Origin of the sequence: Pseudoalteromonas sp. DY56-GL79, assembly GCF_041414765.1 — a bacterium.
Classification (GTDB): Bacteria; Pseudomonadota; Gammaproteobacteria; order Enterobacterales; family Alteromonadaceae; genus Pseudoalteromonas; species Pseudoalteromonas piscicida.
The window spans coordinates 38,479-65,386 of sequence record NZ_JANHZS010000029.1 but is presented as its reverse complement, the minus strand read 5'-3'; the positions used below and the strand labels follow the sequence as shown (position 1 = coordinate 65,386).

Below are 26,908 nucleotides of genomic sequence, written 5' to 3'. Positions count from 1 at the left end.
GTTAGTAGGGCATGGAAATTAATTACTTCGTGCGTTACCGGTTTGGCACATGCTTGTCGGTAAACAAACTAATTAGGCCGTTACTCAAAGGTATTAAACACCTTTAACACAACTACAGATAGAGACTAACGAAATGAAATTAAAAGAAAAAATGGTTGGAAAAGTAGAGCAAAAACTCCTAGAGATGATCCGTATGGATGTCGCTGAACACTACCCTACTGTCTCCGCATTTTATCTAGAAGGTGGGCATTTTGATCCGCGTTATTCCGCTACTGAATTCTCAATCGATTCAATGGTAAAGGTGTTAAATGTCGCGAACAACGCGATTTTAGAGCACAAGAAAAAACTTAAAGTGGTGCTTGGCGTGTTGATAGACGATCTGGGCTTACAGTGCGGTAGTGAGTCTTGTGATATTTCTGCATCCCCAGCAATGACCACCGACAGCCAAGGGCTTGCGCCATTACCTGACGAGCTAGAAGCCGTGTTAAGTGATTACAGCATTGTAAAACGCGACCGCTTAGTACTTCAGGGTGAGCGCAATTGTAAAAACCGTGGGATCCAATCTTTACGTAAAATCATCTCGCAAGATTTAGCAAGTTTCCCACAATTGTCACTCGCAACGAGCAACGGTGTAACTAAAATTCTATTCGAAAACAGTAAGGGAGTAGACATCGTTTTAGCTGAATCAAAAGATAAGGATATATGGACTGCAAAATGCCCGCTTATCATGGCGCAGCACTATAAAGACACATACCAAAAAGCACTGAAAATGAACCCTCAAGCAGGGGTATTCCATATTATGGACTTCTCTGAAATGGATGACTTTCACAAAGTCGTAAACGGTACTGAAGTAGCATTAGGACTTTTCCTACAAGACGAAAGCCTTGGCGACAATATCGTTAAGATCTCCAATATCTTCTTGTCTGACTTTGATATGGAAGATTATTCCATTAACACCCAAACCAGCACCCTAGCCGAAGCTTGCGAAGCGTAACGCACCCATTTATCCGCTTCAATTTGACTGTTGCCCCAATTTTATACGGAGATTTTTTATGTCACTCATTACAGCACTAGAGAGTAAGTCCACTACTGAAGCGTCGCTACGCTTTCCTATCTATTTAGACCATAACGCCACAACACCGTGCGACGAAGCTGTGTTACAAGCCATGCTACCTTACTTTTGTAACGACTTTGGTAATGCTGCGAGCATGTATGGTTTACATGGCTGGAACGCCCATAAAGCGGTCGAACAAGCGCGTGAAAAAATTGCAGATGCCCTTGGTGCACAACCTGAAAATTTTATCTTTACTTCTGGCGCGACTGAAAGCAATAACTTAGGGATCCGCGGCGTGTTTCGTGCTTGTAATCACAAAGGCAAGCACATTATTACTTCGTCGATTGAGCACCCAGCAACGCTTGCAACACTTAGAGATTTAGAACAGGAAGGCGCTCGCGTTTCTTATCTTGAGCCGTTACCAGATGGCAGCTTTGATATCGACGCAATGAAGGCCGCAATCACGCCTGAAACGATTTTAATCACCGTGATGTACGCAAATAACGAAATCGGCACCATTAATCCAATTGACGACATTGCCGTTATTGCACAGCAACATAGCATTCTATTTATGTCTGACGCCACACAAGCGCTAGGCAAGGTCGATATCAATCTTACCACTTGCCCTATTGATATTTTAACTTGCTCGGCACACAAAATTTATGGCCCTAAAGGGGTTGGCGGCCTGTATTTAAGACATCAGCATGGCAGTAGAGTGGTTGATATTAGACCGCAGATCACCGGTGGCGGAAGCGAGCAAGGGCTACGCGGTGGCACGTTAAATGTACCTGGCATTGTTGGTTTTGCCAAGGCAGTGGAACTTGCACAGCGAGAACTAAGAAATGGCGCAATTGACAAAGTTGAACAGCTAAGGGACAAGCTAGAAGATGGTTTATTGGAGCTACAACAGGTGCAAGTCAATGGCATGAGCGAAGAAAGACTCCCGCATGTTTGTAACGTCTCTTTTCATGACACCGACGGTAAAAAAATGCTGAGCTTATTAAAGAAAAGCATTTCGGTCAGTACCGGCTCAGCTTGCTCGTCAAGCAATCTATCGCCAAGCCACGTATTAACCGCACTTGGGCTATCGGATGAACTGGCACAGGCAACCATACGCTTTAGCCTAGGCAGGCATACTACAGAAGCCGAAATTGACTTCGCACTCAACAAGGTTAGAGAAGTCGCGGCGCTAACTTTACTCGTTTAAATAATACTAAATTATTCCCAACCAAACACTTAAGGAGAAAAATATAACAATGGAAAACTTATCGAATTTAGCCAATGCACTTGATTACTCGGACATTATTCACCTTGAGTTTTACGTGCAGGAGCAGCTTGCAAAGGGGAAAGAAATTTGTGATTTGATCATTGGAGATTTTGACACGCAACAATTTCCGATGCCCGACTACCTTACCGCACAGATCCAGCAAGCTTACGAGAACAAGCATAACGATTACCCCCCGCTTGAGGGGGTGTTATCACTTCGCGATGAAGTAGCAAAACAAACTAAAAAGCGCTTTAACGTCAGCTACAACCAAGACACAGAGATGCTGATCTCTGGCGGTGCAAGACCTTTGCTGTATTCCGCAATGCTCGCTACAGTGAGCGCAGATGACAAGGTGATCTACCCTGTTCCTTCTTGGAATAACATGTTTTACACCACCATGTGTGGTGGCAAGCACGTGCCAATTGAAACCAGCGAAGCAAATCAGTTTTTACCTACAGCGGAACAGCTCCAAGCGCATATATCTGACGCGCGCCTTATCACCTTATGCTCGCCGCAAAACCCTAACGGCTCCATGTTTTCAAAGCAACAGCTCAGTGAAATCTGCGACATGGTTGTCGCAGAAAACGCGCGCCGCAGAGCGATAAACGCCAAACCACTCTATGTTATCTACGACCAAGTGTACTGGATGCTGACAATGCAAGAGGTTGAGCATTATCATCCGGCGTCGCTTTGCCCAGATATCAAGCCTTACTTAATAGTGGTTGATGCCGGCACCAAAGCTTTTGCCGCAACAGGTATTCGAGTTGGGTGGGCGACAGGCCCACACGAAGTGATAGCAAAAATGCTGGTGATCCAAGAACATATAGGTGCAATGGCCCCGACGGCAGAGCAACTTGCCACTGCGGTGTTATTTCAAAATGAAGCCTACCTACAAAGTTATTTAGCCGGCTTTAAAGAAAAAATACTAGCCTCAATGGCGGTACTGCATCAGGGTGTTCAGGATATGAAAAGCGCAGGCATGGCAATCGATTCATTTATACCAAATGCCGGCATTTATATGACCTTGAAGATCGACGCCATCAATATGGAAACCCCCGATGGAAACGTACTAGAAAATGCAGATCAAGTCAGTCGGTATTTAATTGATAGCGCAGGATTAGCACTGGTGCCATTTGCCAGTTTCGGCTGTCGTTCTAAAGCGTCACAGCTTTGGTATCGCGCTGCCGTTTGTACTATTTCACCGAGTGAAATTGAAGCGGCGCTGCCAAGATTACAAAGTGCACTGCTCGCACTTACCCAGTCAAGACTATTACTTGAGGCTTAGTGCTATTCTGCACAACAAAAAAAGCCAGTCTTCATCATTGAAGACTGGCTTTTTAACGTTTGGCTATTCTAACCTTCGGCTACTTTAGGCTATTTTGGCAAAGCCCATCTAAAATTGGACAGTTTGCATTTTCGTCACCACTACAGTTGTCCGACAGCTGTTTCAAGGTCTCACGCATTTGCTGAAGTTCATTGATTTTATGCTCAATCTCATTCAAATGATGCTGCGCTATCGATTTGACTTCACGGCTAGTACGGTCTGGGTTTTGTAACAAATCGAGTAAAGACTGGATCTGCGCAATAGGAAACCCCAGTTTTCGTGCTTGCTTTATCACACCTAGTAATTGTAATTGTTGCGAGTCGTACAGCCGGTAACCCGCTTCACTTCTTTTGCTGCACTTTAGTAGCCCGCTTGCCTCATAATGGCGGATCATTTTTGCAGAGAGTCCTGTACGCTGCGCGGCTTCACCGATTGTGATCAGTTTTTCCATGACGTTTACTCCTTTGGTTGCCAACGTTGCAATAACAACGCATTGCTAATGACTAGTAAACTACTGGCCGCCATCGCCGCACCTGCAAAAATAGGGTTAAGGTAACCCAGTGCTGCCAATGGAATGCCAATGACATTAAAGATAAATGCCCAAAATAGATTTTGCTTGATTTTGCGATAGGTTAATTTTGCCATCGCTAAAGCAGATGCCACTAAGCTTGGCTCGCCACGCATCAGCGTCATTGCCGACGCGCTTACCGCCACTTCCGTACCGGTTGCCATTGCGATACCCAGATCAGCCTGTGCCAGCGCTGGGGCGTCATTGATCCCGTCGCCGACCATTGCCACACAGTAACCTTGCTGTTGGGCATTAGCAATATACTCAGCTTTGTGCTCTGGCAGTACTTGCGCTTTATAATCGTCCAGCTCCAGCAATTTAGCATTGTACTGTGCACTACTTTGGCTGTCTCCGGTCAACATTGCAACTTTAATTCCTTGCTGCTTAAGCTGTTTGACCGCTGTATAGGCATGAGCTTTAAGCTCGTCAGTGAAGTAGAATAGTGCCAAAAACTCGCAACTCAGTTCACTATTTTGGCTCACTAACCAAGATAAAGAAGCGCCCGGTATTTCTTCTGGTAGCGCAGGCAAAGTTAAGCCTAACTCTTGCATCCAAAAACCGCTCCCCAAATAGACTGTTTTATCTTGGTATTGTGCTTTAACACCTCTACCCGCCACCACTTTAAAGTCGCTTACAGAAAGTAATGACAATTGCTTTTCTTGTGCCTTATTGACCACAGCCTTGGCAAGCGGGTGTTCGCTGTATTGCTGTAACGATGCCGCTAGCTGTAACACGTCGTTTTGATGATACGTAAAAGTGTGCATATTGCTAAGCTCAGGTTTGCCCACCGTAAGCGTGCCCGTTTTGTCAAAAATCACCATATCGATGGCAGTTGCTTGCTCCAGTGCACCAGCATCCTTTACTAAGATCCCATAACGCGCGGCAGTGCCTGTACCTGCCATAATCGCGGCAGGTGTTGCTAAACCAAGCGCACACGGGCAAGCAATAACAAGAACGGCCACTGCATTCAGAATACCTGTTGGCCAATCTCCAGTACTTAGCCCCCATGCAAAAAATGTAATGAGCGCTATTACCAATACCGCAGGTACAAATACCGCACTCACTTTATCCACCAACGCTTGCACTGGTGCTTTCGCGCCTTGTGCTTGCTCTACCAAGCGAATAATTTTGGCTAGGGTCGATTCCGCGCCAACACTGGTTGCATCCACTTCAAGCACGCCATCAAGATTCACCGAACCACCAGTAACTTTATCTGTTTGTGCTTTATAAACAGGCACACTTTCACCGCTGATAAGCGCTTCGTCTACCTGTGAGTGGCCTTCAACTACAACGCCGTCAACCGGTATACGCTCACCAGGTTTGATCAATAGTCGTTCGCCGCTTTTTACTGCCCCTGCAGGGACTTCTTGCCAGCTATTATCACGCCAGACCATAGCCGTTGTTGGCCTTAAGCTTTCAAGCGCTCTAAGGGCGCTGGTTGTACGCCGCTTGGCTCTGCGTTCAAGGTACTTACCCAGCAGTACCAAACTCAACACGGCACTGCTGCTTTCGAAGTATAAATGCGGAGCGCCATGCTCACCGCTGAATGTCCACCATAAATACACTGAAAGGCCATACGCTGCACTGGTGCCGATAGCCACCAGCAAATCCATATTCCCCGTTCCCGCTTTTATTGCTCCCCATCCAGCACGATAAAAACGCGCACCAAAATAAAACTGAACAGGTGTTGCCAGTGCCCATTGCATCCATGCCGGGAGCATCCAGTTTTGGTTAAACAGCATGGCAAACATGGGTAACACCATAGGTAGAGTGAGTGTCAGTGACGCCACTGCTGGGAACCAATCAGCACGATAAAATGGAGTTGCTGCAACTTGTTCGCTTGACTCATCCGAGCCTGCTTGTGGCTGCACCACGGTGTAACCGGCGTCGTTAAGCTGGGCTTCTATTTCAGCGAACGGTAATTCTGCCACTAAAGTTAAGGTGAGCTTTTCAGTCGCTAAATTGACCTCAGCTTTAATTACCTGCGGTAATGCTTGCGCCGCCTTTTCCACTCGACTCACACAAGACGCACAAGTCATGCCTTTAACTTGATATTGCACTTCACTGGTATTGACCTTGTAGCCGGCATCTTTTACCGCACTCACCAACGCTGATACTTCCGCACTGCCCTCTACCGACACTGCTTCCAATGCTAAATTAACACTAGCACTGACAACGCCAGACACTTTCTCTAAGGCTTTCTCAACTCGGCCAACGCATGAGGCGCATGTCATGCCTGATACATTAAATTTTATTACCTTGTCCATTTCTATCTCCGCAAACGCGTTAACTCTCATTTTTGGACACTAACCCTTACCCTCATGGTAAGGTCAAATAAAATTGTTCATTCATCTAACAGAAGCTTATTGTTAAATAGTAGTTGACCTTACCATCAAGGGAAGCTTCACAGTGCAAGCACTTTAATCCACAAAGGAAATAATGATGTTAAGACTAAGAGTAGAAAAAATGGTCTGTGGTCAATGTGTAAAAGCAATCACAGAAGCAATGCAAGCGGCTGATAGCCAAGCGCAAGTGAATGTCCGCCTAGACGATAAAATCGTTGAAATTTCAAGCACCAAAGGAGAAGACGAGGTTATCGCTATTATTCGTAATGCAGGCTATAACGCAGAACTCATCAACGAAAGCTTTGCCTAACTCCCAGAACTTATCAATCCAAGTCGACCCAAACCACTTTGCATTAGTAAGGTGGTTTATCCACTCACTTCCACCTTTATTGCCACTCGCACTTGTTTTATACAGCTCACGTTAATAAACGCTCACAATAATTCACACTTTGACAAAGCGCAGACAATGCGGAACAATTACGCCGTTTGTATTAGGTGAAATCAATACAACTGCGACTAAAGGAATAATTTAAGGACAACACAATGAGCTTTATCGGCGCCGGTGCAGGCAACGAAGCCCAGAGCGTGCAATACAATGTCGACGCGCAAACTGCCAAATTACGAACCTCAGGTTCAGCTTCTTGGAGACACAACAATCCAGCCCTACTGCCATTAAATATTAGTGCAAAGCGAAATCAAGCGCTGGGACAAGCCTACCGTATTGCGATATTTCCCGACCGTGCTGCGGGAGAGCAAGCCTTTTTAGAAGAAATCGAAAGAGCCAAATACGGCGATTTTACCTTAGGCCAAATGGTCAATGCGTTTATTCCTGACTACATCATCGACCCACCACAGTGGGATGAACAAAACCAAACGGCTGTTCTACCGCATATTGAGCCAATAACGGGGATGGATGTGAGTCTGCCAATTAGCGACCCACAAGCATTCTTAGACTTGGTAACCCTTAAGCTGGGTTGGCAAGTAGGAACTGAGAGTGATGTTGCCAGAGATTTTGAAGCCGAAGCCAGACAAGCGTCTATCGTGTCAAACGCGAACGTTCTCATTAACGGTAGAACCGCTGTGCATAGCGGCAGCGGCGGTGTGTTATGCACAGTAGACGTTTGTTTGACTAAGATAGGCAAAGTGGTTGTGCCTATTCCTTATGGCAACATCGCCCGCTCATCAGACGCCGCAAGCGTTGCCAGCTCAGTAAAAATTCAAGGTAACGGTGCGGCCAATATCAAGTCTAACTTTTCAAAAAGTACGGGAGATCAACCTGGTAATAAAAAAGGTATCGCTAGCCGAACATTGGGTAAAAAAGCAGAGTTTCTGCAAGGCAGCTTTGATGTTTACATCGAGGGAAAACCGGCGGTTAGGCAGGGAGATTTAATGGTATCTAATAATAAAAACACGCCCCCCGCACCATTGAGCCAGCCCGGCGGTGCGACTCCTGCAGGCCTTGATGTAGTGCTTGGCGCTGAGCCATTAAACCAAGACGGTACGAATAAGATCAATATAAAAGTGTCGGGTAGTAGCAAACCTAGCGATGAAGAGGTGAAGATAGGATGAGCCACACTTTACCAACCAAAACCAATACTAACAGTAATTTTAGAGAACTTGTTTTTGAGGGCTATGCAAGCGACAAAGAAGTGGTGTCTTTGATGCTCAAAGACACCTCGGTTGATGGCACAAAAGAAGGCTATTATAAGGTTCCCCTCTACACTTCAAACACGGTAGACCAACAAAGCAGCGATGCCGACATTGAGCTGGTACACATTTATCCATTTTTATACGACACGCCAGAGCAGCAACTACAATCAGCCTCTCCAGTAACCAGCGGATTTATCTATATTTATGTCGATGGCTATTTATGGCGTGAGCTACAAGTTATCGAACCTGAAGACTTTGACGCTCCGGCGCTATTCTCAGATGTGAATTTGTATTGGCAAAAAGGTTTTTTAAGTTGGAAAAAGTCGGCCAGTAAGCCAAACTCACGACCGCAAGGCACGCGTGCAGCAACTTGTAAGCCAACCAGCAGCATTCTCGTCCCGCATAAACTAAATGGCAACGAAGTAAGCGTAGAAATCGCATGGTCTGAAGTACAGTGGTCATGGGAGCAAGTCTTGTTGTTTGGCGGGTTTAATGAGCAGGATCCGCGTTTAAATACCGGCACGCCACTCGCTGACGAAGAAAGACATTGCCCTGCCCCTGAAGGTGCAGCAGCGCTCAGAGCACAGCGCATGACTAAGCTGGATAACTTAGGGCAATTTGCCACAGGCTATAACGACCAAGGCAAAGTTGTTAACACCCCGACACTTCATCAAAAACTGCACCTTCCAGAGCGCGATAAAATCGCCCAAGTGCCGATTTTTGACGGGATCCATGTGGCTCGATATTTCATGTCACAAATTCAAGATCTCACCACGGATATTCAGCACTTACTCAACAAGTTATCAGGGTTAGATAGTGCAACCGGTAAAATTGATCTGCAACAACAAGCTAAGTATGAGCTCGCCAGCTTTATGGCGCAGGTTTTTTACCACCAAGCCGATTCGATTTTAGATAAAGACATTGAAATTCAAAGCAGTGGAGAGAAGCTTGTAGAGTCAGATGAAGACGCAGTCGACTTTGCCAATAAATTAAAAGACTGGCGCACTTCTCATTTAGAGGAAGATAAATTCTTTAAGTTTTTGGAAGAAAAGACCTTCCAAAAACTTGCTCGCCGCATTGCAGAAATCTCTGACGAACTAGTCGAGTTCTTAAACCAAGAATCTCTTAGTGCAGGTTTTACTGAATGCTTCAAAGACTATGCCTACCAATCAGATCTGAGGTTCTTTGAAGCATACGACTTGGTCACCGATGTATTTCTCGCGTTAAAGCCTCACCCAGCCGCACCGCTTGCACACCTTAATACAGACAAAGAGTTTTGGCATGAGTTAAGTTCAGGCTATCAGGGGCAAGATTTTATCCTGCAATGTCTGGGTCAACACCCAACAAAACCAGCTAAGCAAATCACCCAATTTTTGTTTCCAAAGCCCACAGGCGACAAACTACATGACTACGAAAAGGCGGAATATGATCGCTTTGCATTGCCTTTAACTAGCGCCAAAATACAAAAGATCCATGATCAAGAAGCCGTCTTGCCACAAGAAGAGAGTGAGCAAATGGGGCGCCGCCTCTCCCAAGTGATTATGGGTTTAGCTGGCAGTTTATTCGAAATTCCAGAGGCCGCTTATAACCTCTCTACACATACGGGAACGCTTGGGGAACAAAAGGCCCAAACTCGTGAGGCAATGGATGCAACACAACATGAGATAGCGCAGTCAGAACAAGCCCTTATCAACGCTGAAAGAGAAAAAGCAAAAGCATTTAAAGAGTTACAAGAAAAGCGTGCTGAGTATGAGTATAAGAAGAGTGTGCTTGAAAACTTAACAGAGCAAGAACACGGAATGAGCAGAGCGCAGCTTGATCAACAATTAGAACTGGAACGTGCGCGTCTACGAGAGTTAGAGGCTAAATTTGCTAAAGCAAAAGTTGCAGTCAGTCGTTCTAGAAAACAGGTCAACTCTTTTGTGAAGGTAAACAATGCTTGGAAGAAGTATCCGTTTGCAAAGCTCATTGATGCAAAAGCGGACGTGTTGCAACCTTTGATGCGCTTGGTCGATATATCAGCACCTGGGTACTTAGTTGAAGTGGAAATGAGAGTGCAAGATTACCTCAACGGGAATTTTCCTGAAGGGTATATGCCACTTGATCCTCAGTCTCGAAAATTGGCTGCAGAAAAGCAAATTAAAGAACTCAACCAAATTATTCGCGGCAGTAATAAACGCAAAATAGACGTTGGATATAGAGGTTCTAAGCTCAAACTATCGTTAGAAGACGTACTAAATTTAAACAAACGACTTGAATTTCTAACCCAGTCTCTCAATCAAGCGGAAACCATCACAACGATAGAAAGCAAAAACAAAACCATTGCATATTTGATAAAAATTACTGGTGCTGATGTCTCAGCCAAGTCAGCAGAATCAACAGCCCAAGCAATTTATGATACGGCTGTAGAAGAGGCAAAACAGTATGCAACAGAGCTAGATAATCAACATGCAACACTTAAAAAGTTGTCTGATAGGCTCGCAAATTTACAAAAATGGCAAAATGCGGCCGTTACAGAATCTGTATCTGGGCAGTCATTAAAGGGGGGAATGGCGGGTATACTCGGTATTGTATATATCTTTGAAGTCGCTAACTTTAGACAAGCCTTTTTGAATTGGGATATTAGTGGAGATAGAAAACTCGTTGACTTCATGGGTAGTATTGCTGATCTAGCGGCGATTCATTTCTCTACTCTCTCAATGGTCACAGAGATGAAAGTTGGGTTACCTAGCCTGCGCCAATATCAAGAATTTCAACAGTACAAAATGGCGAAAGGAAATCTCAGCGCCGTTCGTAAGTTTGGTCCTGAGTTTGCAAAAAAAGCAAACATCATTACATGGACAGCTAGATTAAACCTCCTAGCATCTGCATATAGTGCTGGGTTGTCAGGCTTTGATGCCTATTACGCGTTTAAACGCGGTGACTCTGGTGGCGCTGCAGGCCTGAGTATTGCAACAGCAGGCTTTGTCGCGCTAGCAGTTGAAACGGCGCCAACCATACTTGCCACGATTACCAGAGGCGTTATTTTAAATCCCATGAGTAAACTGGGCTATGTAGGACTCATTCTGGTAGTACTTGGATACGGTATTTATTATCTATTACGCGATGAACCACTAGAAGCTTGGATTAAAGCTTGCCCGTGGGGCAGTGACGCATATGGTGGTGGCGAGCGTGATTGGTTTGGTGACAACCCCTATTACTGCTGGAAGACAAACCCCGAATATGCACTTCATAGTCTCTATGATCAGTTATTTTCTCCAAAAATATTTAGTGACGTATCTGTTGTACAATTACACACTCCCTCTCGGATATATGACAAGGTAACCTCCAAAGGCAAGTTCCAAGTTGCAAAGTTTAATGTGCAAATTCCAGGTCATATTCCAGAATCAGAGCTTGGTTACTTAGACATTCAGCTAGACATTCGCCCACTATTAGCTGGAAAACCTTGGAGCTCGTTAATTGCTGTTGCACCCACGGGACAAGCTCAAACCGCATTAGATTACTTTTGGCAAAATACCAATATCATCGTTAATCCTAGTTTAACGGGTTTAATTATTGAATTTGAAGAAAGTGCACTTTATCCCTATTTTGATAAATTCAATCATTCTAAAATTCAAATCAGAATGCGGTGTCGAAAATATCCTAAAGGCAAAGGAGCAACAATATACTCTGGTTCATCTCAAGAGTTAAGGTTACCTGCATCAGAAAGAGACGAAGAAGGAAATATAGAAAAGTCAGACCTTTGGGCTGAGCAAGTTATTAACGTCGAAATCGAAGATTATGGCATGAGCCCTGCGGGCGTGTTGCAGCGAATCCTAAATTAACGAAAGGCTACCCATGAGAGACAAGTTAAAATCTAATCAATCAGTTCTTGCTTTTATAGCAATTTTGGTAAAGAAAATTGTTGAAAAGGTGATGGAAACTGAGGGTAAAAAGGAGACACAAACGTTAGCTCCTCCGGCGCCTGTAGATAAGGTAGTGCATGATCGGCCGATAATAGAAACACCGCTGCTAAAAATAGAAGACTCGATACCACGAGACTTTAAAATTAGTAAAGGCATGCAAAAAGTGGCTGTAAATAGTAAAGCAGACTTTGTCTTGCAAGATAATAACGTGCTCTCATCGAACCAACGTATCGCATTAGGCGGAGCTGACTTTGCGCGAGCTGGGAAACTAGCGAATATCGTTTTTGCTTATATGGCCTCAATATTTGCGCTTGTTTGTCTCCCCGTATACTTGAAAGAGTCTGAGCCTCATATCCTTTACCTTATGATTGGGTTAGTGGCGTTTGCGAGCTTCGTTTTTTATAGAGTTCATAGAATTAAACACTATACTTCTGAAGTGCTAAGGGTCGACTTCTTCCGAAATACAGGCCTTGTCACTTTTCCCATTGGCAATAACGAAGGGAGCTTCTCGTTAACACTTGATGAAGTTGAACTGTATATTGTAAAGGTCTCCTCGGGTAAAGGTGTGATGCATAACTTGGCGTTTTTAGCCCCACAGCGATACCCAAAAACACTTAAGCGCCAAACGCTTTATTCCACCGATTGGGAGCCAAAGGACATGGATAGCAGCGTGCAGCTGTGGAGTGAAATCCACCGTTTTATGGATACCACTCAGCCCATACCAAGTTCGTTTTATAAGGGTTGGCAAGAAACGATAGAGAGCCCCTATCTTGACCACCAAGACCATATTCAAATATTAGGCGAAGATTTAGTAAAACAAGCCCCCTTTTATGACTTAAAAAATAACCGTCCGTTAGATAAAGTGTTTTGGTAATACTCGAATTAATCTCTATAACAAGGAGTTTTTGTGACAATAAAAAAGTTAATTAAGAAATGCGTTGAGCATATTCTAGATGAAGGAACGCCTACTCGTGCAATCACTGATGTGAGTGTGCAAAATCAACAACCCAAATATGGTCAAGCTTATCAACAACAGCCGCAACAAGTAATACGAAATGGTCAGCAAGTTACGATGACAAGATCTCAAGTTTCAACAAAGCGAGAGCCCAACCCAGTCGCTGAATTTTTGATTAAGGCCATTGTTATTTTGATAGGCATATTTGCAGTTGGTGCTTTATGTTTTGATGCATATTATTTAAATAAACGAGGCGACAATGCAGCAGTCGGCTTAATGATGGCAGCCGTTGGTGTGATGTATGGGTATCACTTTATTATGGCAAAGCTTAGCGATTACACTCAGCTTGTAAAGACATCCCGTTTTGTAGGATGGGGCTTAAATATAGCAGGTACGTTTTATAGCCTATTTATCTTTGCTGATTTGCTGTCTGACTTTCGCGGGCACTCAGAGGATCAAGTAGCCCTTATCATGGCTTTCATCAATATCATTTTTATAGGACTTTTGTTCTTTCTAATGCAAAAGATAAAGCAACCCACAAAGCAAATTGATTAAACTCCTTGAAGTAATAAGCCACCGCTAAAATCGGTGGCTTACTATTTTGAGCCTGTGCGCATTCAGGAACCCTGATTTACTGACTCTTTTGCATTAACTTTAAATAGTTGTTGTAAATATGGCTTACTTGCATCGTTGATTTACCTGCACTTATACCATGGCAGCTGAAACAGTTAGCTGGTTTAATTTGTGGCTCGCTGCCAGTGACATCGCTGAAAGTTTGGGTATAAGTTTCCATAGTGATATTGGCAACCGCCAATGAGCCGCGTAACGCCTCGTTGGCTCCCTTACCCACAATATTGCCACTAATGCCATTTGCAAAATCGTAATCTTGCGTGCTCAGCCAGATTGATCCGGCGTAAAAGTAGTTACTCCAAACTGGATTCTTTTGTTCCAGTTTTACATTCACTAAGCTATTTAGTTCAGTAATATTATTGAAGTTAGTTTCATCTTGAGCTTGTTGTGTCTGACTCCCCACCAGCTCAGGGTTATTGCCCGCTATATATGGATTGCCGTTTGGCACGCCGTATTGGTATAAACGAAACGTGTTGGTCGTAGTTTCAGAAGCTGGATACGTTAAATGTGCATTTTGCACCTCAGTTCCGCCCCGATAAAATAGCAGATCGTGACTATTACTCACTACTTTATCTTGCTGTAAGTAAGCCGTGCTTTTCTTAAACTTTCCCTCAGAGCTGTAGTAATCTGGTGCACTCAATTTATGCTCGAACGTCGCCCAAATAAACTCTGGGTGATTTTCAACCACACCGACAACATGCATGCCAACGAGCGCTACTTCTCCCGTACCGCTATATTTATTGTCTTTTTGGTAAACCGCTTTACGAATATAAAAATGCTCAGCTAAATCAAGCTTTGGATAGACTTGCTGCAGCGCTTTGACATCCATCCAAGCAACCTTTAACTCAACCGACCCCACAGCAAATTCAGCTTTGCTATCTGCTTTAGGGTGGGAGGTTGCTGACTTCATATAAGTGTCGTTAACGTGGATCGAATAATGTACGGGCGTCCCACCAAACTTGCTGTAAATAACGCCATCTGATCCAGCTTGATTTATATCTTCAAGGATCAACACATTTGCGGGGCGAAGTCCGGTTGGATTTAATAAATCATTCCAAGGGGCAAAATAAGGTTTTAGCGCATTATCAACCTGCCAAAACCCAGAACCAAACATCAACAAGCCACCAGGAGCACGCTTGTCAGGCTGCGTTAAATAAAGAAACTTATTCCACGACCACCGATGAAAATCGCAGTTTGTCGAGAGATCTTTACCGTCTTTAAATGCAAAGGGACTATTTGCACCTTCAGGAGGGTTTGGCACAGGGCTGCCAAACCAATCGTTATTCGGTTTACAAGAAGTATCGTTCGAGTAAGCAAGCGCACTTGGCACAGCCAGTGTACTTGTAGCAAGCAATAATGACATTCCAAGTAATTGGAGTTTAGTGCGTGTAATTGATGACGGTAGCATGATGCTTTCCTTAAGATGTAAAACTCCTGTTAAATCTAGTTCATCAAAACGGCAGTTACCAATTACACAGTATTACATTTAATCTGTATTTCACCCTTTTTAATTGCTTAAAACCGCATGTTTATCGCCTGCTGATCCGTTACTTACTGCGGTGAGCGAAGCTAAAGCTTTGCTCTGGCACCAGCTGACCGCTTAAATCGTTTGGCGTTGAGTAAAACGATACATTGAGCATGTCTTTTTGGTTGTCTAATTCGATATGCGCAAAACCCCAAGTAAAAGCTTTATTCCAGACTAGGTCGTACTCTGGGTAACGCTTTTCTTGATAGTTGGCAAGCGGTGTATGCGTGCCGCGCATTTTTGATGCGGCGCCGCTGATAATAAGTGGTAACTTAGGCTTTGTGTTTCCGGGGAGTACACGTGAGCAGTCGTCCGTTAACAGTTCCAAATCATGCTCATGGCCTGCGATATATGCATCTGCATACTCACATAGTTCGGGTAAGATTAAGCGGCGTAATACATGTGCTTCATCGTACTTGGTGCCACCAATAGACCAAAGTACATGGTGTCCATATACAATTTTCCATTTTGCGGTTGAGTTTTTAAGCCCATTTGCAAGCCAAGCCAATTGCCTGTGATCTTCCCCGTTGACAGGTTGCTCGTGCTTCTCAATGTCTTCTACTTCAGCTTGTCCGCTTGCCAGTGCACTCGCCAATCCCTGCTCGCTACCGTCCGGTTTTAGTGGAATTTCGTAATAATGCTGACCTGAGAGTAGCATATTGGTATCAAGTACAAAAAACTCGACATTATTGCCTGTCTCACCAAAGGTGTAGCTGTAATAACCTTTGCCATCCATGTGAAAATTAGCTTGCTTAGCCATCCATTCGGTCTGTAATTTCACACCGCGACGAGACGTCTTCCAATCGTGGTTGCCTAATGCTGAGTACACAACCAACTCTGGGTTTTGAATAAGTAGTGGCTTTAGCGGCCCTAAAATCAAGTCATCCATACGCTTTTGGTCGTCTTTGCCATCGTTAGCCGCCGCACCATCAGGATAGATATTATCACCAAGCTGAATAGCAAAGTCGCATGGCTTTTTCTCACACAAAGAGGCCATTGCCTGTCCAACCACCAACGCACCGGTTTCCTCCGTTGCGGTTTCGGTTCCCGGATAAATATAGATAGGCGCATGATTAAACTCTTCGAGCGGGCGATGTTCTTCTAACCAATCCGCCTTTTCAGCAGCAATAAATTCAGCCTTATTTTTAGGCGATTTAATGTGCTTTGTTTTTGGATAATCTGGGTGATAGCCGCCATCACCAAAAGCCAGAAAGTTAATATTTTCCGCGGCCTGCGCTGTGCTACTAAGCGCGAATAGTAATGCTATTGATGTTATTTTCATTGTTACCACTGCATCCTCCTGCATATAAATAAGTGGGTGTCCTGCTAATACCCTGAATAAGGTGGGTGTCCTTTTAATACATCCTATACCTAAGACTCTAGCTCGATATGATGAGTGTCCTTTTAATACACCTTTTAAATAAATATAAGAAATGCTTTTACTAGGACACCCACCTTTACTGCTCTCTTAGAAGGACGTTACCGTTACTCCAAGCTCAAATGAACGACCATAGGTTTCGTATTGGTAGTTGTAACGAGTGTCGCCTTGATAAATGCTCATCGGCTCGTCGGTTAAATTGATCGCGTTGAAATAAAGCTGAGTTTGCTCGGTATAAAAGTATTTCATGCTTAAATCGAGTTGCAGATGGTCGTCTTGGAAAACGCGCTGCTTGTTCTCTTCAAACAAAAAGCTTTTGCTCTTGTACGACGCACTTAACCTTGCGCTTATTTGGCTATTTTCATAACCAAACATCAGGTTGCCCACGGTGTCGGATTGATTTGGTAGATTGTCATCAGCGTCAATAAATGTACCATTAGCTGAGAGCATCAAACCGTTTTGAAAGTTCTTCGTGTACGCAAGCTCCACCCCTGTAAGTTCAGCGGCGCCGCCATTAACGCTTTGAATAACTTCTTTATAGCCTTGCCACTGACCGTTATCTTGCACCTCAGCTTTGGCAATAAAATTATCGATGTTTTTGTGAAAAACGCCCGCAGATAACACGCCAATCGCACCGGGGTAATATTCTACCGAGAAGTCATAGTTTGTTGACTTGTATGGGTCTAAGTCTGGGTTTCCGACTTCGGCTTTACGCTCAATTTCAATTTCGCCATCATCTTCTGTGGTCTCTGTTTCTATGATTTGAAATGCTGCTGCATCTTCAAAGCTTGGACGCGCAAGAGTTTGTGTATAGGCAAAACGGGTGATCAGCTTATCGCTGATTTCATAGCGTAATGTTAAATTTGGTAATAAATGGTCGTAGCTATCTTCAACTTGCCATTGGTTGATCTCGACGCGCTCAACGTCATTCACTTCATCATTAATGAGTTCAACACGATTACCACTCGTTGCATAATCTGTGTCTTCGTATCTAAAGCCTGCAATAACATTGAGTTTATCAATGTCGACCGTCAGCATGGCGTAGAGCGCGGTGACGGTTTCTTCACTGGTGTATGAGCGGCCTTGTGTTTCAATGTCAGTTTCAAGCTGGTTTAGCTCAAGGGCACTGCGATTACTGTAGAAGTAGTCGCGGATCTGGCCGCGACTTAAACCCGGACCAAAGGCCCCAAGATCATACTCAGGTTCGTTGGCGGCAAAGTCTTTCGCCGTTAGGTCATCAAAGCCGCCGTCATATAGCTTGGCGTCAACGCGGTTAAACTTTTCACGGTCGGCATATTTACCACCAAATTTAATTTGCGCATTGTGACCAAGTAAAGTGAAGTCTTTAGTTAAGTCCAGTCTAAAGCTAGTATTTTCATCTTCACTTAGGTTGTTCTCCCAGACAATTTCATCGATTTCAAAATTGCTAAGCTGCTGAGAAGCTTCATCCGCTGCAAGCGTGGGTGTCTTATCATCCAGTACATACCCTAACGCAAAATCTTCTCCAGCAAATGAGGTATCCAAGCGATTTGGCTCGCTTTCATCTGATTTAGAGTAGCCAATGCTGTATTCAATAAACCAATCCTGCACTAAGTTTTCACCGCCCAAAACCACAGATAAAATGCTTTGCTCTTCATATCTGTCTTTGGTATCTCTATCCATTTCTGCACCTGAGAAATAAGCCGCATTTTGGCTTAGCTCATCGGCAAATACATCGCCTTTGTCAAACTTGTACTCATTGCGTTGACGAAACTCATCGTCAGAAAACTTGCTGTAGAGCGTGCGTAAGTAGTATTTGTTAAACCCTTTGTGATGCACATCAAGATTCAGTGCCGCCCCTAAACGCTCTCGCGTAATACGATAGTGGCGCTGCTCCATTTCCTCAGCACCAAAGAAGCTCACTTCTTCTCCTGAGTTCACATCATCCATTTCTAGTTCCATCCAGCCGCCGTCGGTTTCCATATTATGAGAACCAAATTCACGCTCAAACCAAGATACCGCCGTTGCAACCCCAACTTCCAACTCTTTGCCTGCGGCATAAATGTCGGTGAAGCTAAACGACGCTTTTGGGCTGGTCTCGCTCACCTGTTCATTGTGTGACGCTTGTAGAGTTACACTGTAGCTCTGCCCTTCTCGGTCAAAAGCACTGAGGCTTTTTACTTCGATGCTACCGCCCACAGCTGATGCGTCCATATCCGGTGTGACCGTTTTGCTCACCTCTAGGCTTTGCACCAATTCACTTGGGATGACATCCATCGCCACCGAGCGCACGCCCGCTTCAGGAGAAGGCACGTTGGCACCATTGATGGTCACGTTGTTGAGGTTTGGGTCGATCCCACGAATTGCCACAAAACGGCCTTCACCTTGATCTCGTTGAATAGAAAGTCCAGGCAGACGTTGCAGTGCTTCTGCTGCGTTTTGATCCGGCAACTGACCGATGGAATCCGCGCTGACGATCGACTTAAGTGAGAGGGCATTTTTTTGTCGGTTTAGTGCACCTGCTTGTCCGGCTCTTTGCCCTACAACAATAATATCGTCCATTTGGCCTGATTGAGAACCAAGCTGTACTTGAACATCGGTGACTTGGTTATCAGTAATTGTGATGCTTTTTGTCACTGTTTCAGCGCCAAGATAACTTATCTCAAGCGTATAATTACCCGCCGGGAGATTGGTTGCCGTAAAGCGGCCATCTCGCTCAGAGATAAGAGTTCGGTCTAATTCTTTGATCACCACTTTTGCCCCTTGAAAGTGGCTCTTTTGCGATGCGGAACTAACTTGCCCTGTTAGGGTGTTAGCATTTGCAGCTGAGCTTAACGTCAGTCCAGCACAGATCATCGCAACAGCAGAAAGCGTAAAGCTTGTCGGTAGATTTTTTTTCATTATTTGCTCGCACAGGTTGAGTAGGATTTTAGCGCCCCGCTAAAACGTCGCGGCTACCCTAGTGCGAAAACGTGACGCTTTTATTTCACTTGAGTGCGCTGCAGCCTTTAACAGAGCGTTTATGCCAGCCGAACTCGTGAATTTGAGCCGATATGACCCCCAGCCCATAGGACTTTGGCAACGATATTTAACCTGAACTCTGAATAACAATCGCTTTGCTAGCTGCTGTTATGCAAAAGTGTTGCGGTTTTTGTCATAAAAACATCGCCTTTACTGAGCTAAATTGACCCTATCAGCACCAAGCGCAAATTTTTACTATATCGCTCTACATTTTGACTAGACAACAAATATGAAACTTCAGCCTTTTTTACTTCATCAATCACGGTGGTTGCTACTAGTGCTACTCACACTGGTTGCCATTACCATCACGGCCTATACCTCAGTATTGCGACCACTGTCGGACGTCAATTGGCTCGATAGCCTTGGTGAAGGCGGCCTCACACTGATGACACTGATTTGGATTGCGGTGACCTTGCTCACTCGACCAAAAGGGCTCGTCACTAACCTACTGTTTGCAGGGTTGAGTGCCATGTATGTTTCTATGCTGTGGGATTTTTTGGATGAGATGGTGGTATTCACGCCCCATTATTTAACCAGTTTTGAAGCGATCCCTGCTTGCTTTGGCATGGTGCTGATGAGTATTTCAGCCTATTACTGGTATAAAGAACAAAGCATATTCAATCAAACCTTAATGAAAAAAGAGCGTTTTTATCGTGACCACAGCATGACCGACTTTGTCACCGGCCTTTACAGCGTAGAGTATATGCAAAATCAAGTTCGCCACGAACAATCCCGCCTTGCCAATGGCAATAGCCCATTTTGCTTAACGCTATTCGATATATGTGACTTTGCCGCTTATTCTCGCCAGCATGGTATGCAAAAAAGTAATCAGTTACTGCGCGATATTGCCGATATGCTCTCTTTGAGCATGCGAGAGAGTGATCTGCTATGTCGTTTTGCGGCAGATAAATTTGTGGTCGTTCACCCGCAAAGCAACCATATTCAAGCCCAAGCTTTTGCTAACCGTGCGGCCGAATTTATCGCCCGCCATGCCAACTATGATGATGGTGAAAACCAGCCACAATATAGTGCAGTGAGATGGAGCTGTATCGAAGTTAATGACAAACACTGTGAATTTGAACCTCTGATAGCAGCGCTTGTGAGCGAGCTGAATCAGGCCAAGGTAGCTGCGGCTTAATGTTCTATTTTGAGTGCCAAACAAAACAACTTGCGAGTCGCTACTTTGCACTCCCCTTGGTGGAGTTGGCTTCCCAGCGCGGTGTACATGCAGACATCATTTTGAAAGGCAGTAAGTTGTTTTATACCGATCTGCACGCTAATCCAACCTGCATTAGTTATGAGCAGTTTGAAACAATTGTAAGCAACCTTGTCAGTCAAGCGAGCTGTCAGGAAGTCAGTTTTATTTACGGCCAATACCTACTTAATACGCTGATCAGTCACCATGCCGAGCTGCTATTTAATTGCCACAACATACAGCAATTACTCAAAGTACTTCTGCTTAAAGGGTTGGATATATTACCTTTTTACCACGTTAGAAAACTCCAGACGGAAACAAGCTGCCATTTACTGTTTTCACCCGCCATTGCAGAAGGTAAGCCTGCGGTCACTCGATTTTTATGCGAAGCAATGGCAAGCCTTTGTTGTGGCTACCTTAAGTGGCGTAGCCCAGAAACCACATTAACATTGCAGTTTCCGTATACAAAGCCAAAACAAGTCGCGCAATACCTGAGCCATATACACCTAGCTTACAGCTTTGATCACAGTGATTTTGCGGTTGTAATGAGTAACCAAGTTTTAGCGCAGCAACAAATTGGCACTTTTCCTTATTTAGTGGCTCGGCAGCTAAAGGCCTTGCCCTCACCACAGCGTGGATTTCTCGCCCAACTGCATCGCTTACAATTAAAATATCCTAAATATCATAGTGAGCAAATCGCCGAAATGATGGGCATGAGCGCTGCAACTTTCAAACGTAAACTCAAGCTACATCAGACTACTTTTATTAACGAAAAAGACAGACTGCATCGTCAACAAGCCATGTTTTACGTGACTGAGCAAGGCTATTCCAATGAACAAATTGCAACCGCTTTACAGTTTAGCGACATTACTAATTTTCGCCGTGCATTTAAGCGCTGGACGGGATTAACACCTTCCTATTTTCGTAAGATTTAACTTTATCCCCCATTTTTTCTTCTACACTGAAATGGATCTTGCGGTTACTAGGTCTTTTATAACGTGACTGCGTTTCGATAATCCCAGGGGCTGCTTACCTTTGCTGTTTGATTTTCGTTCTCCTGAGTGAGTTTTGATCGCGGCGCTCGACTTGCCGCATAGTGGGCTAAGCTAAAGTTGAGCAACAAAGAACGAAGCACACTCAGGTGAACCCGAAGGGCAGCGCTTGATTGGCATTTCTACTGTGTTATCGCCAGACTTACATAGAACAACTATGCTACGCTGGCTCTGCCTTGTATAAATGGCAATCAAACTGTTGCAAAAACAAACTTGAAAGATAAGCAGCCCCTTGGCCGAAGCTAAGCACGTTAATAGATAACAAAGAGGATTAAAAAAATGAAAGCATTAACGGGCGCTGCAATGGCGATGATGGTAGCGGGTTTAGTGGGTTGTAATAGCACAGAAAACAATTCCACAAACGCACAAGCTGCGACAGCTGAAACAGATTTAGTGCATTGTTATGACGTCAATACTTGCGGCGGGCATAACGATTGTAAAACCGCGAGTAATGCCTGCTCAGGACAAGCTTCTTGCAAAGGCACTGGCTTTGTTGCCATGCCGAGTAAAGCGTGCAGTGATGTCGGTGGCAATCAAAAAGACGCATGGGTTGGTAGTGTCGCAAAGGCCGACCTTGTGCACTGCCACGATGTCAACGTTTGCGGAGGCCATAACGATTGTAAAACCGCAAGTAATGCTTGTGCGGGACACGCTTCTTGCAAAGGGACTGGATTTGTCAGCATGCCAGCAAAGGCCTGTGCTGACATTGGTGGTAAAGCGGAAAGCTAATAAGCTTTAACCTCGGCGCGTGTTTATCTATCATGATTATTATTGCAATAGATAAACACGCACAATGCATTAAAAGAGCGCAATTATGTCAGTACCCTTTCTGGGCTTTGGTCTTGGCCTACGCACGTGTTATTTTGACGCTATTATCGACACCCGACCCCAAGTAGATTGGTTTGAGATTATCTCTGAAAATTACTTTGTCGACGGCGGCAAGCCTTGGTATTACCTCTCGCAGATTAAAGAGCACTACCCCATTGTGATGCACGGAGTATCGATGTCGATAGGCAGTACTTCGCCCCTAGATATGAATTACCTTGCGCAACTTAAACGCACCATCGCACGGGTTGAACCCGAATGGGTGTCAGATCACCTCTGCTTTAGCAGCTTAGGCGAGTTTAATAGCCATGATTTATTGCCACTTCCCTACACTGAAGAAGCGCTGATACATCTCACCGCAAGAATCAATCAAGTACAAGATTACCTTGAGCGTCCAATGATCTTTGAAAATGTCTCAAGTTATTTAAACTACAAACAATCTGAACTGACAGAGTGGGCGTTTTTGAGCGAATTGCACCAGCGTACCGGATGCCAGTTATTGCTCGACATCAACAACGTATATGTAAGCTCACGCAATCATCAATTCGACCCAATGACTTACCTTAACGCCATACCAACACAAGCGGTCGCACAAATTCACTTGGCTGGCCACAGCGATTTTGGTACACATATTGTTGATACGCACGACCAACCTATTTGCGAAGAGGTGTGGAGTTTGTATCGCCAATACACTCAAAACAGATCCCCTATTAACACCATGATTGAACGTGATGATAACTTTCCTGAACTCGCGGGATTATTACAAGAGCTGAACTTAGCCAAAGGAATAGCCCCTAGCAGTTTGAGAACATATGGCTGATCTCGCCGCGCTGCAACACGCCTTTATTGCAATGCTAAAAGGCGATGACAGCCAATTAATAGCTGAAATTGAATATCAAAGCGGCCTAAATGTCGCACAACGTGCGCAAATATACACTAACGCTTACCACATCAGATTAAAAAAAGTGTTAGAACAAGATCATGAAATTCTTGGCTTTTATTTGGGTGATGCCCTGTTTGATGAGATGTTCTCGGGCTATCTAGAGCACTTTCCTTCGCGTTCGACCTCATTGCGCCAGTTTGGCGACGCGCTTCCTGAATATTTAAGTCAATTTGAGCCATTTAAGCTCTACCCTATTCTCACTGAAATCGCACAATTTGAACGTACATTACTCAGTGCATTTGACGCAGAAGATGCGCCTCAATTAGGACTTGTGCACCTACAAAAAATTGCAGCAGCACACTTTCCAAACTTGCAGTTTACTTTTCACCCCAGCGTTCACTTATTGGGATTTACACATAATGCGGTCGACAGCTGGCAAGCGTTAAAGAACAGTACACCGGTCCCTGAAGTGTCGACAAAACCAAACTACTGGATACTCGCCAGAGAGCGCGATATGCGCACTGGGTATCACTCGTTAACGGCAGCCGAATTTGCTTGTCTACAAAGCATGAAGAACGCGCTGCCGTTTAGTTTTGTCTGTGAATACGCAGCTGAGCAAAGTGATGATTTAGCACAAGGCACAGCAATGGTGATGCAGTTACTGCAAAAAGGGCTTAATTTGGGATGGTTTAGTGGCTTTAAAGTTGCTATATAACCTGAGCTGCGGATAATTAATGCCTTTCTAGCAGCCAGTTTTAGCGCTAACTGCGTTGAATTCACTTCCAATAGCCAGCTATTGGTGCGTAAATTCGCCTTGTTTTCCCTAAAACTCTCTGGCTAGACAAGGAAAAAACTAAGTTATTCTTTAGAAACAATGAGTTGGAACATTCCTTATCCAAACCTCAGGTTATATAACCGCGATATTCAACAAAGCGGCATGGAAAATGAGGATCAAAGAGAAGTTAAAGCTGTATCAACCAAGTTTAATAATAAGCATGGTTTTCACCTTGATTGGCATTGTCCTTGTTAACAATTCAAAAGTCAAAAACCAAGCTTAAATGTAAAGATAAATTAACAAAAAATCACATACCCTATACTTATTTGGAATTTTTCTAGCCTATTTATTCCTCTTACCCTGTCGCGTTACCCCTCCCTAAAATCAAAATTAACTAATTGTATTTATTTACAATATATAAAGAACAAGCATAAATCTCTCGCTTATTTGGTCAGCTAATCTATGCATTAAAAAACACATTGTAAATTTTTTTTATATTTTTTGTTTATTTTTTAAACTTTACTTCTATCCTAGTGTAACCAGTCGAAATTATGTGCAATTTTTATTTAGCTGGCGTTGTTCATTATCTCAAAACAAACGCAATCAAGCGTTGAACTTTGGTGAATAACGCGTCTACAGCAGCTAGATAAGTTCATAACCTTGAGATTGGTAAACACAATTAAACAAAACAACATGCAAGGAACAACAAAATGCGTAAATTAAGTGCTATTAGTTTTGCAGTATTAGCGGGTTTGACTTCAGTCAACGCACAAGCCGCTAAAATACTTAGCGTAGAGTCAAACAAAGCAATCGATGATCAGTATATTGTGGTGTTCACAACACCTTCTGTTTTAAATGTCAAAGACAGTAAAGCGGTTGCAGCCTTCGCTAATAAGCAAGCTAAAGCGTTACAGAATAAACATAACGTAAGCATTACAAAAGAGTTTGGTGGCGTGCTAAACGGTGTGGTGATTAATGCATCGGCAAAGCAACTAAAAGGTCTGCTTAATAACCCAAATATTGACTATATCGAACAAGACCAAGTGGTTACAGTGACCCCAGCTATCACAGCAAGTGGCGACCAAGCTAATCCAACTTGGGGTCTAGATCGCGTCGATCAACGTAATCTACCGCTAAACTCAAACTACCATTATGATTTTGATGGTACTGGCGTAACGGCCTATGTTATCGATACGGGTGTTCGCATTAGTCACAATGAATTTGGTAACCGTGCATCACATGGTTATGACTTTGTTGATAATGACAATGATGCAACAGACTGTAACGGTCATGGTACCCATGTTGCAGGCACAATTGGTGGCGGTGAATATGGGGTAGCGAAAAACGTCAATATCGTTGGCGTAAGAGTATTGGGTTGTAACGGCTCGGGTTCATATTCAGGCGTTATCTCTGGTATCGATTGGGTTAAAAACAATGCATCAGGCCCATCCGTTGCTAACATGAGTTTGGGTGGTGGCGTTTCTCAAGCGGTTGATGACGCAGTAAATAACGCAGTTGCCTCAGGCGTTAGCTTTGTTGTTGCGGCGGGTAATGACAATAGCAATGCCTGTAATTACTCACCAGCACGTGCAGCCAATGCAATCACTGTGGGTTCAACCACAAGCAGCGATGCCCGTTCTAGTTTCTCAAACTATGGTAACTGTCTAGACATTTATGCACCGGGTTCAAGTATTACTTCTGCTTGGTATAACTCAGATACATCAACCAATACCATCAGCGGTACTTCGATGGCCGCACCACACGTTGCGGGTGCTGTTGCGTTATATTTGGATGAAAACCCAAGTCTAAGCCCGTCACAAATTGATAGCTTGCTGAGCCAACGCTCATCAAAAGGTAAAGTCTCTAACCCACAAAGCGGTTCACCTAACGAGCTACTTTATACACTAGCTGATGGCACTGATCCGGACCCAGATCCAGATCCAATCACAGAGCTAGTTAATGGCCAAGGCGTCAGTGCATCAGGTGCATCTGGTCAGCAAACCTTCTATAAGTTGGTTGTTCCAGCAGGCGCTAGCGCACTGAACTTCTCACTTGCTGGTGGTACTGGCGATGCCGACCTGTATGTACAGCAAGGCTCTCAACCAACGCTGAATAGTTACGCTTGCCGCCCCTATCTGGATGGTAATAATGAATCATGCGATTTCACCAATCCGACTGCAGGTGATTGGTATGTGATGCTAAATGGTTACGCTGCGTATGCAAATGCGACCCTCACAGGTACTTACTCATCTGATCCAGGTGGCTGTGGTAGTAATTGCCTAGAAAACGGCATCCCAGTAAGTGGTCTAGCTGGTGCATCTGGCCAAGAGTTGCAATACACCATTGATGTTCCAGCAAATGTAACATTAACAGTAGCAAGCTCTGGTGGTTCTGGCGATGCAGACTTGTATGTTCGTAAAGGTGCGGCACCTACGACATCAACCTATGACTGTCGTCCATTCTTAAATGGTAATAATGAATCTTGTAGTTTAAGTTCAGGTCAAGGTGCAACCTATTACATCAAGTTACGTGGCTACTCTAGCTTCTCTGGCGTAACGCTTGTTGCAAGCTACTAAT

General features: G+C 44.2%; 19 protein-coding genes and 1 pseudogene. 14 read left to right on the top strand and 6 right to left on the bottom strand.

Going from position 1 to position 26,908, the window contains the following annotated elements; all coding sequences use genetic code 11:
- Positions 1-133 precede the first annotated feature (133 nt).
- From NO992_RS19465 to NO992_RS19455, 3 genes are read left to right on the top strand one after another with little or no spacing between them, the layout of a single operon-like run.
- Entirely contained in the window at positions 134-994 is an 861-nt protein-coding gene (locus tag NO992_RS19465) for a hypothetical protein (protein ID WP_010369754.1), read from the top strand.
- 58 nt (positions 995-1,052) lie between these two features.
- Positions 1,053-2,261, top strand: coding sequence for a cysteine desulfurase family protein (locus NO992_RS19460; protein ID WP_371379991.1), 1,209 nt, complete (start codon positions 1,053-1,055; stop codon positions 2,259-2,261).
- Between the two features lie 49 nt (positions 2,262-2,310).
- Complete coding sequence (locus NO992_RS19455; RefSeq protein WP_371379989.1) at positions 2,311-3,606, top strand: pyridoxal phosphate-dependent aminotransferase; 1,296 nt, start codon at positions 2,311-2,313, stop codon at positions 3,604-3,606.
- A gap of 79 nt (positions 3,607-3,685) precedes the next feature.
- Here the strand turns inward: NO992_RS19455 and cueR are convergent, their stop codons facing one another.
- Positions 3,686-4,096, bottom strand: coding sequence for a Cu(I)-responsive transcriptional regulator (cueR, locus tag NO992_RS19450; protein ID WP_010369762.1), 411 nt, complete (start codon positions 4,094-4,096; stop codon positions 3,686-3,688).
- A 5-nt stretch (positions 4,097-4,101) separates the two neighbouring features.
- A complete protein-coding gene (locus NO992_RS19445) occupies positions 4,102-6,480 on the bottom strand; it encodes a heavy metal translocating P-type ATPase (protein WP_371379986.1) in 2,379 nt (792 codons plus the stop codon).
- 172 nt (positions 6,481-6,652) lie between these two features.
- Between NO992_RS19445 and NO992_RS19440 the strand changes: the two genes are divergently transcribed.
- From NO992_RS19440 to NO992_RS19420, 5 genes are all read left to right on the top strand, one after another.
- Complete coding sequence (locus NO992_RS19440) at positions 6,653-6,868, top strand: heavy-metal-associated domain-containing protein (RefSeq protein ID WP_371379984.1); 216 nt, start codon at positions 6,653-6,655, stop codon at positions 6,866-6,868.
- Between the two features lie 233 nt (positions 6,869-7,101).
- Positions 7,102-8,127 carry a DUF4150 domain-containing protein gene (locus NO992_RS19435; protein ID WP_371379982.1) on the top strand — a complete coding sequence of 342 codons (1,026 nt, stop codon included), beginning with the start codon at positions 7,102-7,104 and terminating at the stop codon, positions 8,125-8,127.
- The gene (locus tag NO992_RS19430; RefSeq protein WP_253107240.1) at positions 8,124-12,032 is read left to right on the top strand and encodes a hypothetical protein; all 3,909 of its coding nucleotides are present in this window, start codon (positions 8,124-8,126) and stop codon (positions 12,030-12,032) included. Before NO992_RS19435 ends, NO992_RS19430 begins: the two co-directional genes overlap by 4 nt.
- 13 nt (positions 12,033-12,045) lie before the next feature.
- Positions 12,046-12,987 (top strand): hypothetical protein, encoded by a 942-nt coding sequence (locus NO992_RS19425; RefSeq protein ID WP_253107238.1) that lies wholly within the window; start codon positions 12,046-12,048, stop codon positions 12,985-12,987.
- Between the two features lie 33 nt (positions 12,988-13,020).
- On the top strand, positions 13,021-13,623 hold the full coding sequence (locus tag NO992_RS19420) for a hypothetical protein (protein ID WP_371379979.1): 603 nt from the start codon (positions 13,021-13,023) through the stop codon (positions 13,621-13,623).
- A gap of 76 nt (positions 13,624-13,699) precedes the next feature.
- Here NO992_RS19420 and NO992_RS19415 read toward each other — a convergent pair whose 3' ends face one another.
- From NO992_RS19415 to NO992_RS19405, 3 genes are all read right to left on the bottom strand, one after another.
- Positions 13,700-15,106, bottom strand: a complete 1,407-nt coding sequence (locus NO992_RS19415; protein WP_371379977.1) for a hypothetical protein — start codon at positions 15,104-15,106, stop codon at positions 13,700-13,702.
- A gap of 139 nt (positions 15,107-15,245) precedes the next feature.
- Positions 15,246-16,505, bottom strand: coding sequence for a metallophosphoesterase (locus tag NO992_RS19410; protein WP_371379975.1), 1,260 nt, complete (start codon positions 16,503-16,505; stop codon positions 15,246-15,248).
- A 186-nt stretch (positions 16,506-16,691) separates the two neighbouring features.
- Positions 16,692-19,481 (bottom strand): TonB-dependent receptor, encoded by a 2,790-nt coding sequence (locus NO992_RS19405; protein ID WP_371379973.1) that lies wholly within the window; start codon positions 19,479-19,481, stop codon positions 16,692-16,694.
- A gap of 349 nt (positions 19,482-19,830) precedes the next feature.
- Between NO992_RS19405 and NO992_RS19400 the strand changes: the two genes are divergently transcribed.
- Together NO992_RS19400 and NO992_RS19395 are read left to right on the top strand one after the other, a co-directional pair.
- Positions 19,831-20,739: a GGDEF domain-containing protein gene (locus NO992_RS19400; RefSeq protein WP_371379971.1), complete on the top strand. Its 909-nt coding sequence runs from the start codon at positions 19,831-19,833 to the stop codon at positions 20,737-20,739.
- Complete coding sequence (locus NO992_RS19395; protein ID WP_371379969.1) at positions 20,739-21,731, top strand: helix-turn-helix domain-containing protein; 993 nt, start codon at positions 20,739-20,741, stop codon at positions 21,729-21,731. Before NO992_RS19400 ends, NO992_RS19395 begins: the two co-directional genes overlap by 1 nt.
- 21 nt (positions 21,732-21,752) lie before the next feature.
- On the opposite strand, the pseudogene NO992_RS19390 reads toward NO992_RS19395, so the two are convergent.
- A pseudogene (locus tag NO992_RS19390) lies at positions 21,753-21,968 on the bottom strand (hypothetical protein).
- A gap of 159 nt (positions 21,969-22,127) precedes the next feature.
- On the opposite strand from NO992_RS19390, the gene NO992_RS19385 reads away from it, so the two are divergent.
- The 4 genes from NO992_RS19385 (at position 22,128) to NO992_RS19370 (ending at position 26,907) form a co-directional block, all read left to right on the top strand.
- Positions 22,128-22,577, top strand: coding sequence for a hypothetical protein (locus NO992_RS19385; RefSeq protein WP_371379967.1), 450 nt, complete (start codon positions 22,128-22,130; stop codon positions 22,575-22,577).
- An 85-nt stretch (positions 22,578-22,662) separates the two neighbouring features.
- On the top strand, positions 22,663-23,493 hold the full coding sequence (locus NO992_RS19380) for a DUF692 domain-containing protein (protein ID WP_371379965.1): 831 nt from the start codon (positions 22,663-22,665) through the stop codon (positions 23,491-23,493).
- The gene (locus NO992_RS19375) at positions 23,486-24,271 is read left to right on the top strand and encodes a DNA-binding domain-containing protein (protein ID WP_371379963.1); all 786 of its coding nucleotides are present in this window, start codon (positions 23,486-23,488) and stop codon (positions 24,269-24,271) included. The genes NO992_RS19380 and NO992_RS19375 overlap by 8 nt, the downstream gene beginning before the upstream one ends.
- Positions 24,272-25,041: 770 nt before the next feature.
- On the top strand, positions 25,042-26,907 hold the full coding sequence (locus tag NO992_RS19370; RefSeq protein WP_017217619.1) for a S8 family serine peptidase: 1,866 nt from the start codon (positions 25,042-25,044) through the stop codon (positions 26,905-26,907).
- Position 26,908 lies beyond the last annotated feature (1 nt).

Coding starts and splice junctions, on each gene's coding strand:
- NO992_RS19370 (WP_017217619.1), top strand. CDS start 25,042: ATGCGTAAATTAAGTGCTATTAGTTTTGCAGTATTAGCGGGTTTGACT.
- NO992_RS19405 (WP_371379973.1), bottom strand. CDS start 19,481: ATGAAAAAAAATCTACCGACAAGCTTTACGCTTTCTGCTGTTGCGATG.
- NO992_RS19410 (WP_371379975.1), bottom strand. CDS start 16,505: ATGAAAATAACATCAATAGCATTACTATTCGCGCTTAGTAGCACAGCG.
- NO992_RS19435 (WP_371379982.1), top strand. CDS start 7,102: ATGAGCTTTATCGGCGCCGGTGCAGGCAACGAAGCCCAGAGCGTGCAA.
- NO992_RS19440 (WP_371379984.1), top strand. CDS start 6,653: ATGATGTTAAGACTAAGAGTAGAAAAAATGGTCTGTGGTCAATGTGTA.
- NO992_RS19425 (WP_253107238.1), top strand. CDS start 12,046: ATGAGAGACAAGTTAAAATCTAATCAATCAGTTCTTGCTTTTATAGCA.
- cueR (WP_010369762.1), bottom strand. CDS start 4,096: ATGGAAAAACTGATCACAATCGGTGAAGCCGCGCAGCGTACAGGACTC.
- NO992_RS19385 (WP_371379967.1), top strand. CDS start 22,128: ATGAAAGCATTAACGGGCGCTGCAATGGCGATGATGGTAGCGGGTTTA.
- NO992_RS19380 (WP_371379965.1), top strand. CDS start 22,663: ATGTCAGTACCCTTTCTGGGCTTTGGTCTTGGCCTACGCACGTGTTAT.
- NO992_RS19400 (WP_371379971.1), top strand. CDS start 19,831: ATGAAACTTCAGCCTTTTTTACTTCATCAATCACGGTGGTTGCTACTA.
- NO992_RS19445 (WP_371379986.1), bottom strand. CDS start 6,480: ATGGACAAGGTAATAAAATTTAATGTATCAGGCATGACATGCGCCTCA.
- NO992_RS19375 (WP_371379963.1), top strand. CDS start 23,486: ATGGCTGATCTCGCCGCGCTGCAACACGCCTTTATTGCAATGCTAAAA.
- NO992_RS19455 (WP_371379989.1), top strand. CDS start 2,311: ATGGAAAACTTATCGAATTTAGCCAATGCACTTGATTACTCGGACATT.
- NO992_RS19415 (WP_371379977.1), bottom strand. CDS start 15,106: ATGCTACCGTCATCAATTACACGCACTAAACTCCAATTACTTGGAATG.
- NO992_RS19465 (WP_010369754.1), top strand. CDS start 134: ATGAAATTAAAAGAAAAAATGGTTGGAAAAGTAGAGCAAAAACTCCTA.
- NO992_RS19460 (WP_371379991.1), top strand. CDS start 1,053: ATGTCACTCATTACAGCACTAGAGAGTAAGTCCACTACTGAAGCGTCG.
- NO992_RS19430 (WP_253107240.1), top strand. CDS start 8,124: ATGAGCCACACTTTACCAACCAAAACCAATACTAACAGTAATTTTAGA.
- NO992_RS19395 (WP_371379969.1), top strand. CDS start 20,739: ATGTTCTATTTTGAGTGCCAAACAAAACAACTTGCGAGTCGCTACTTT.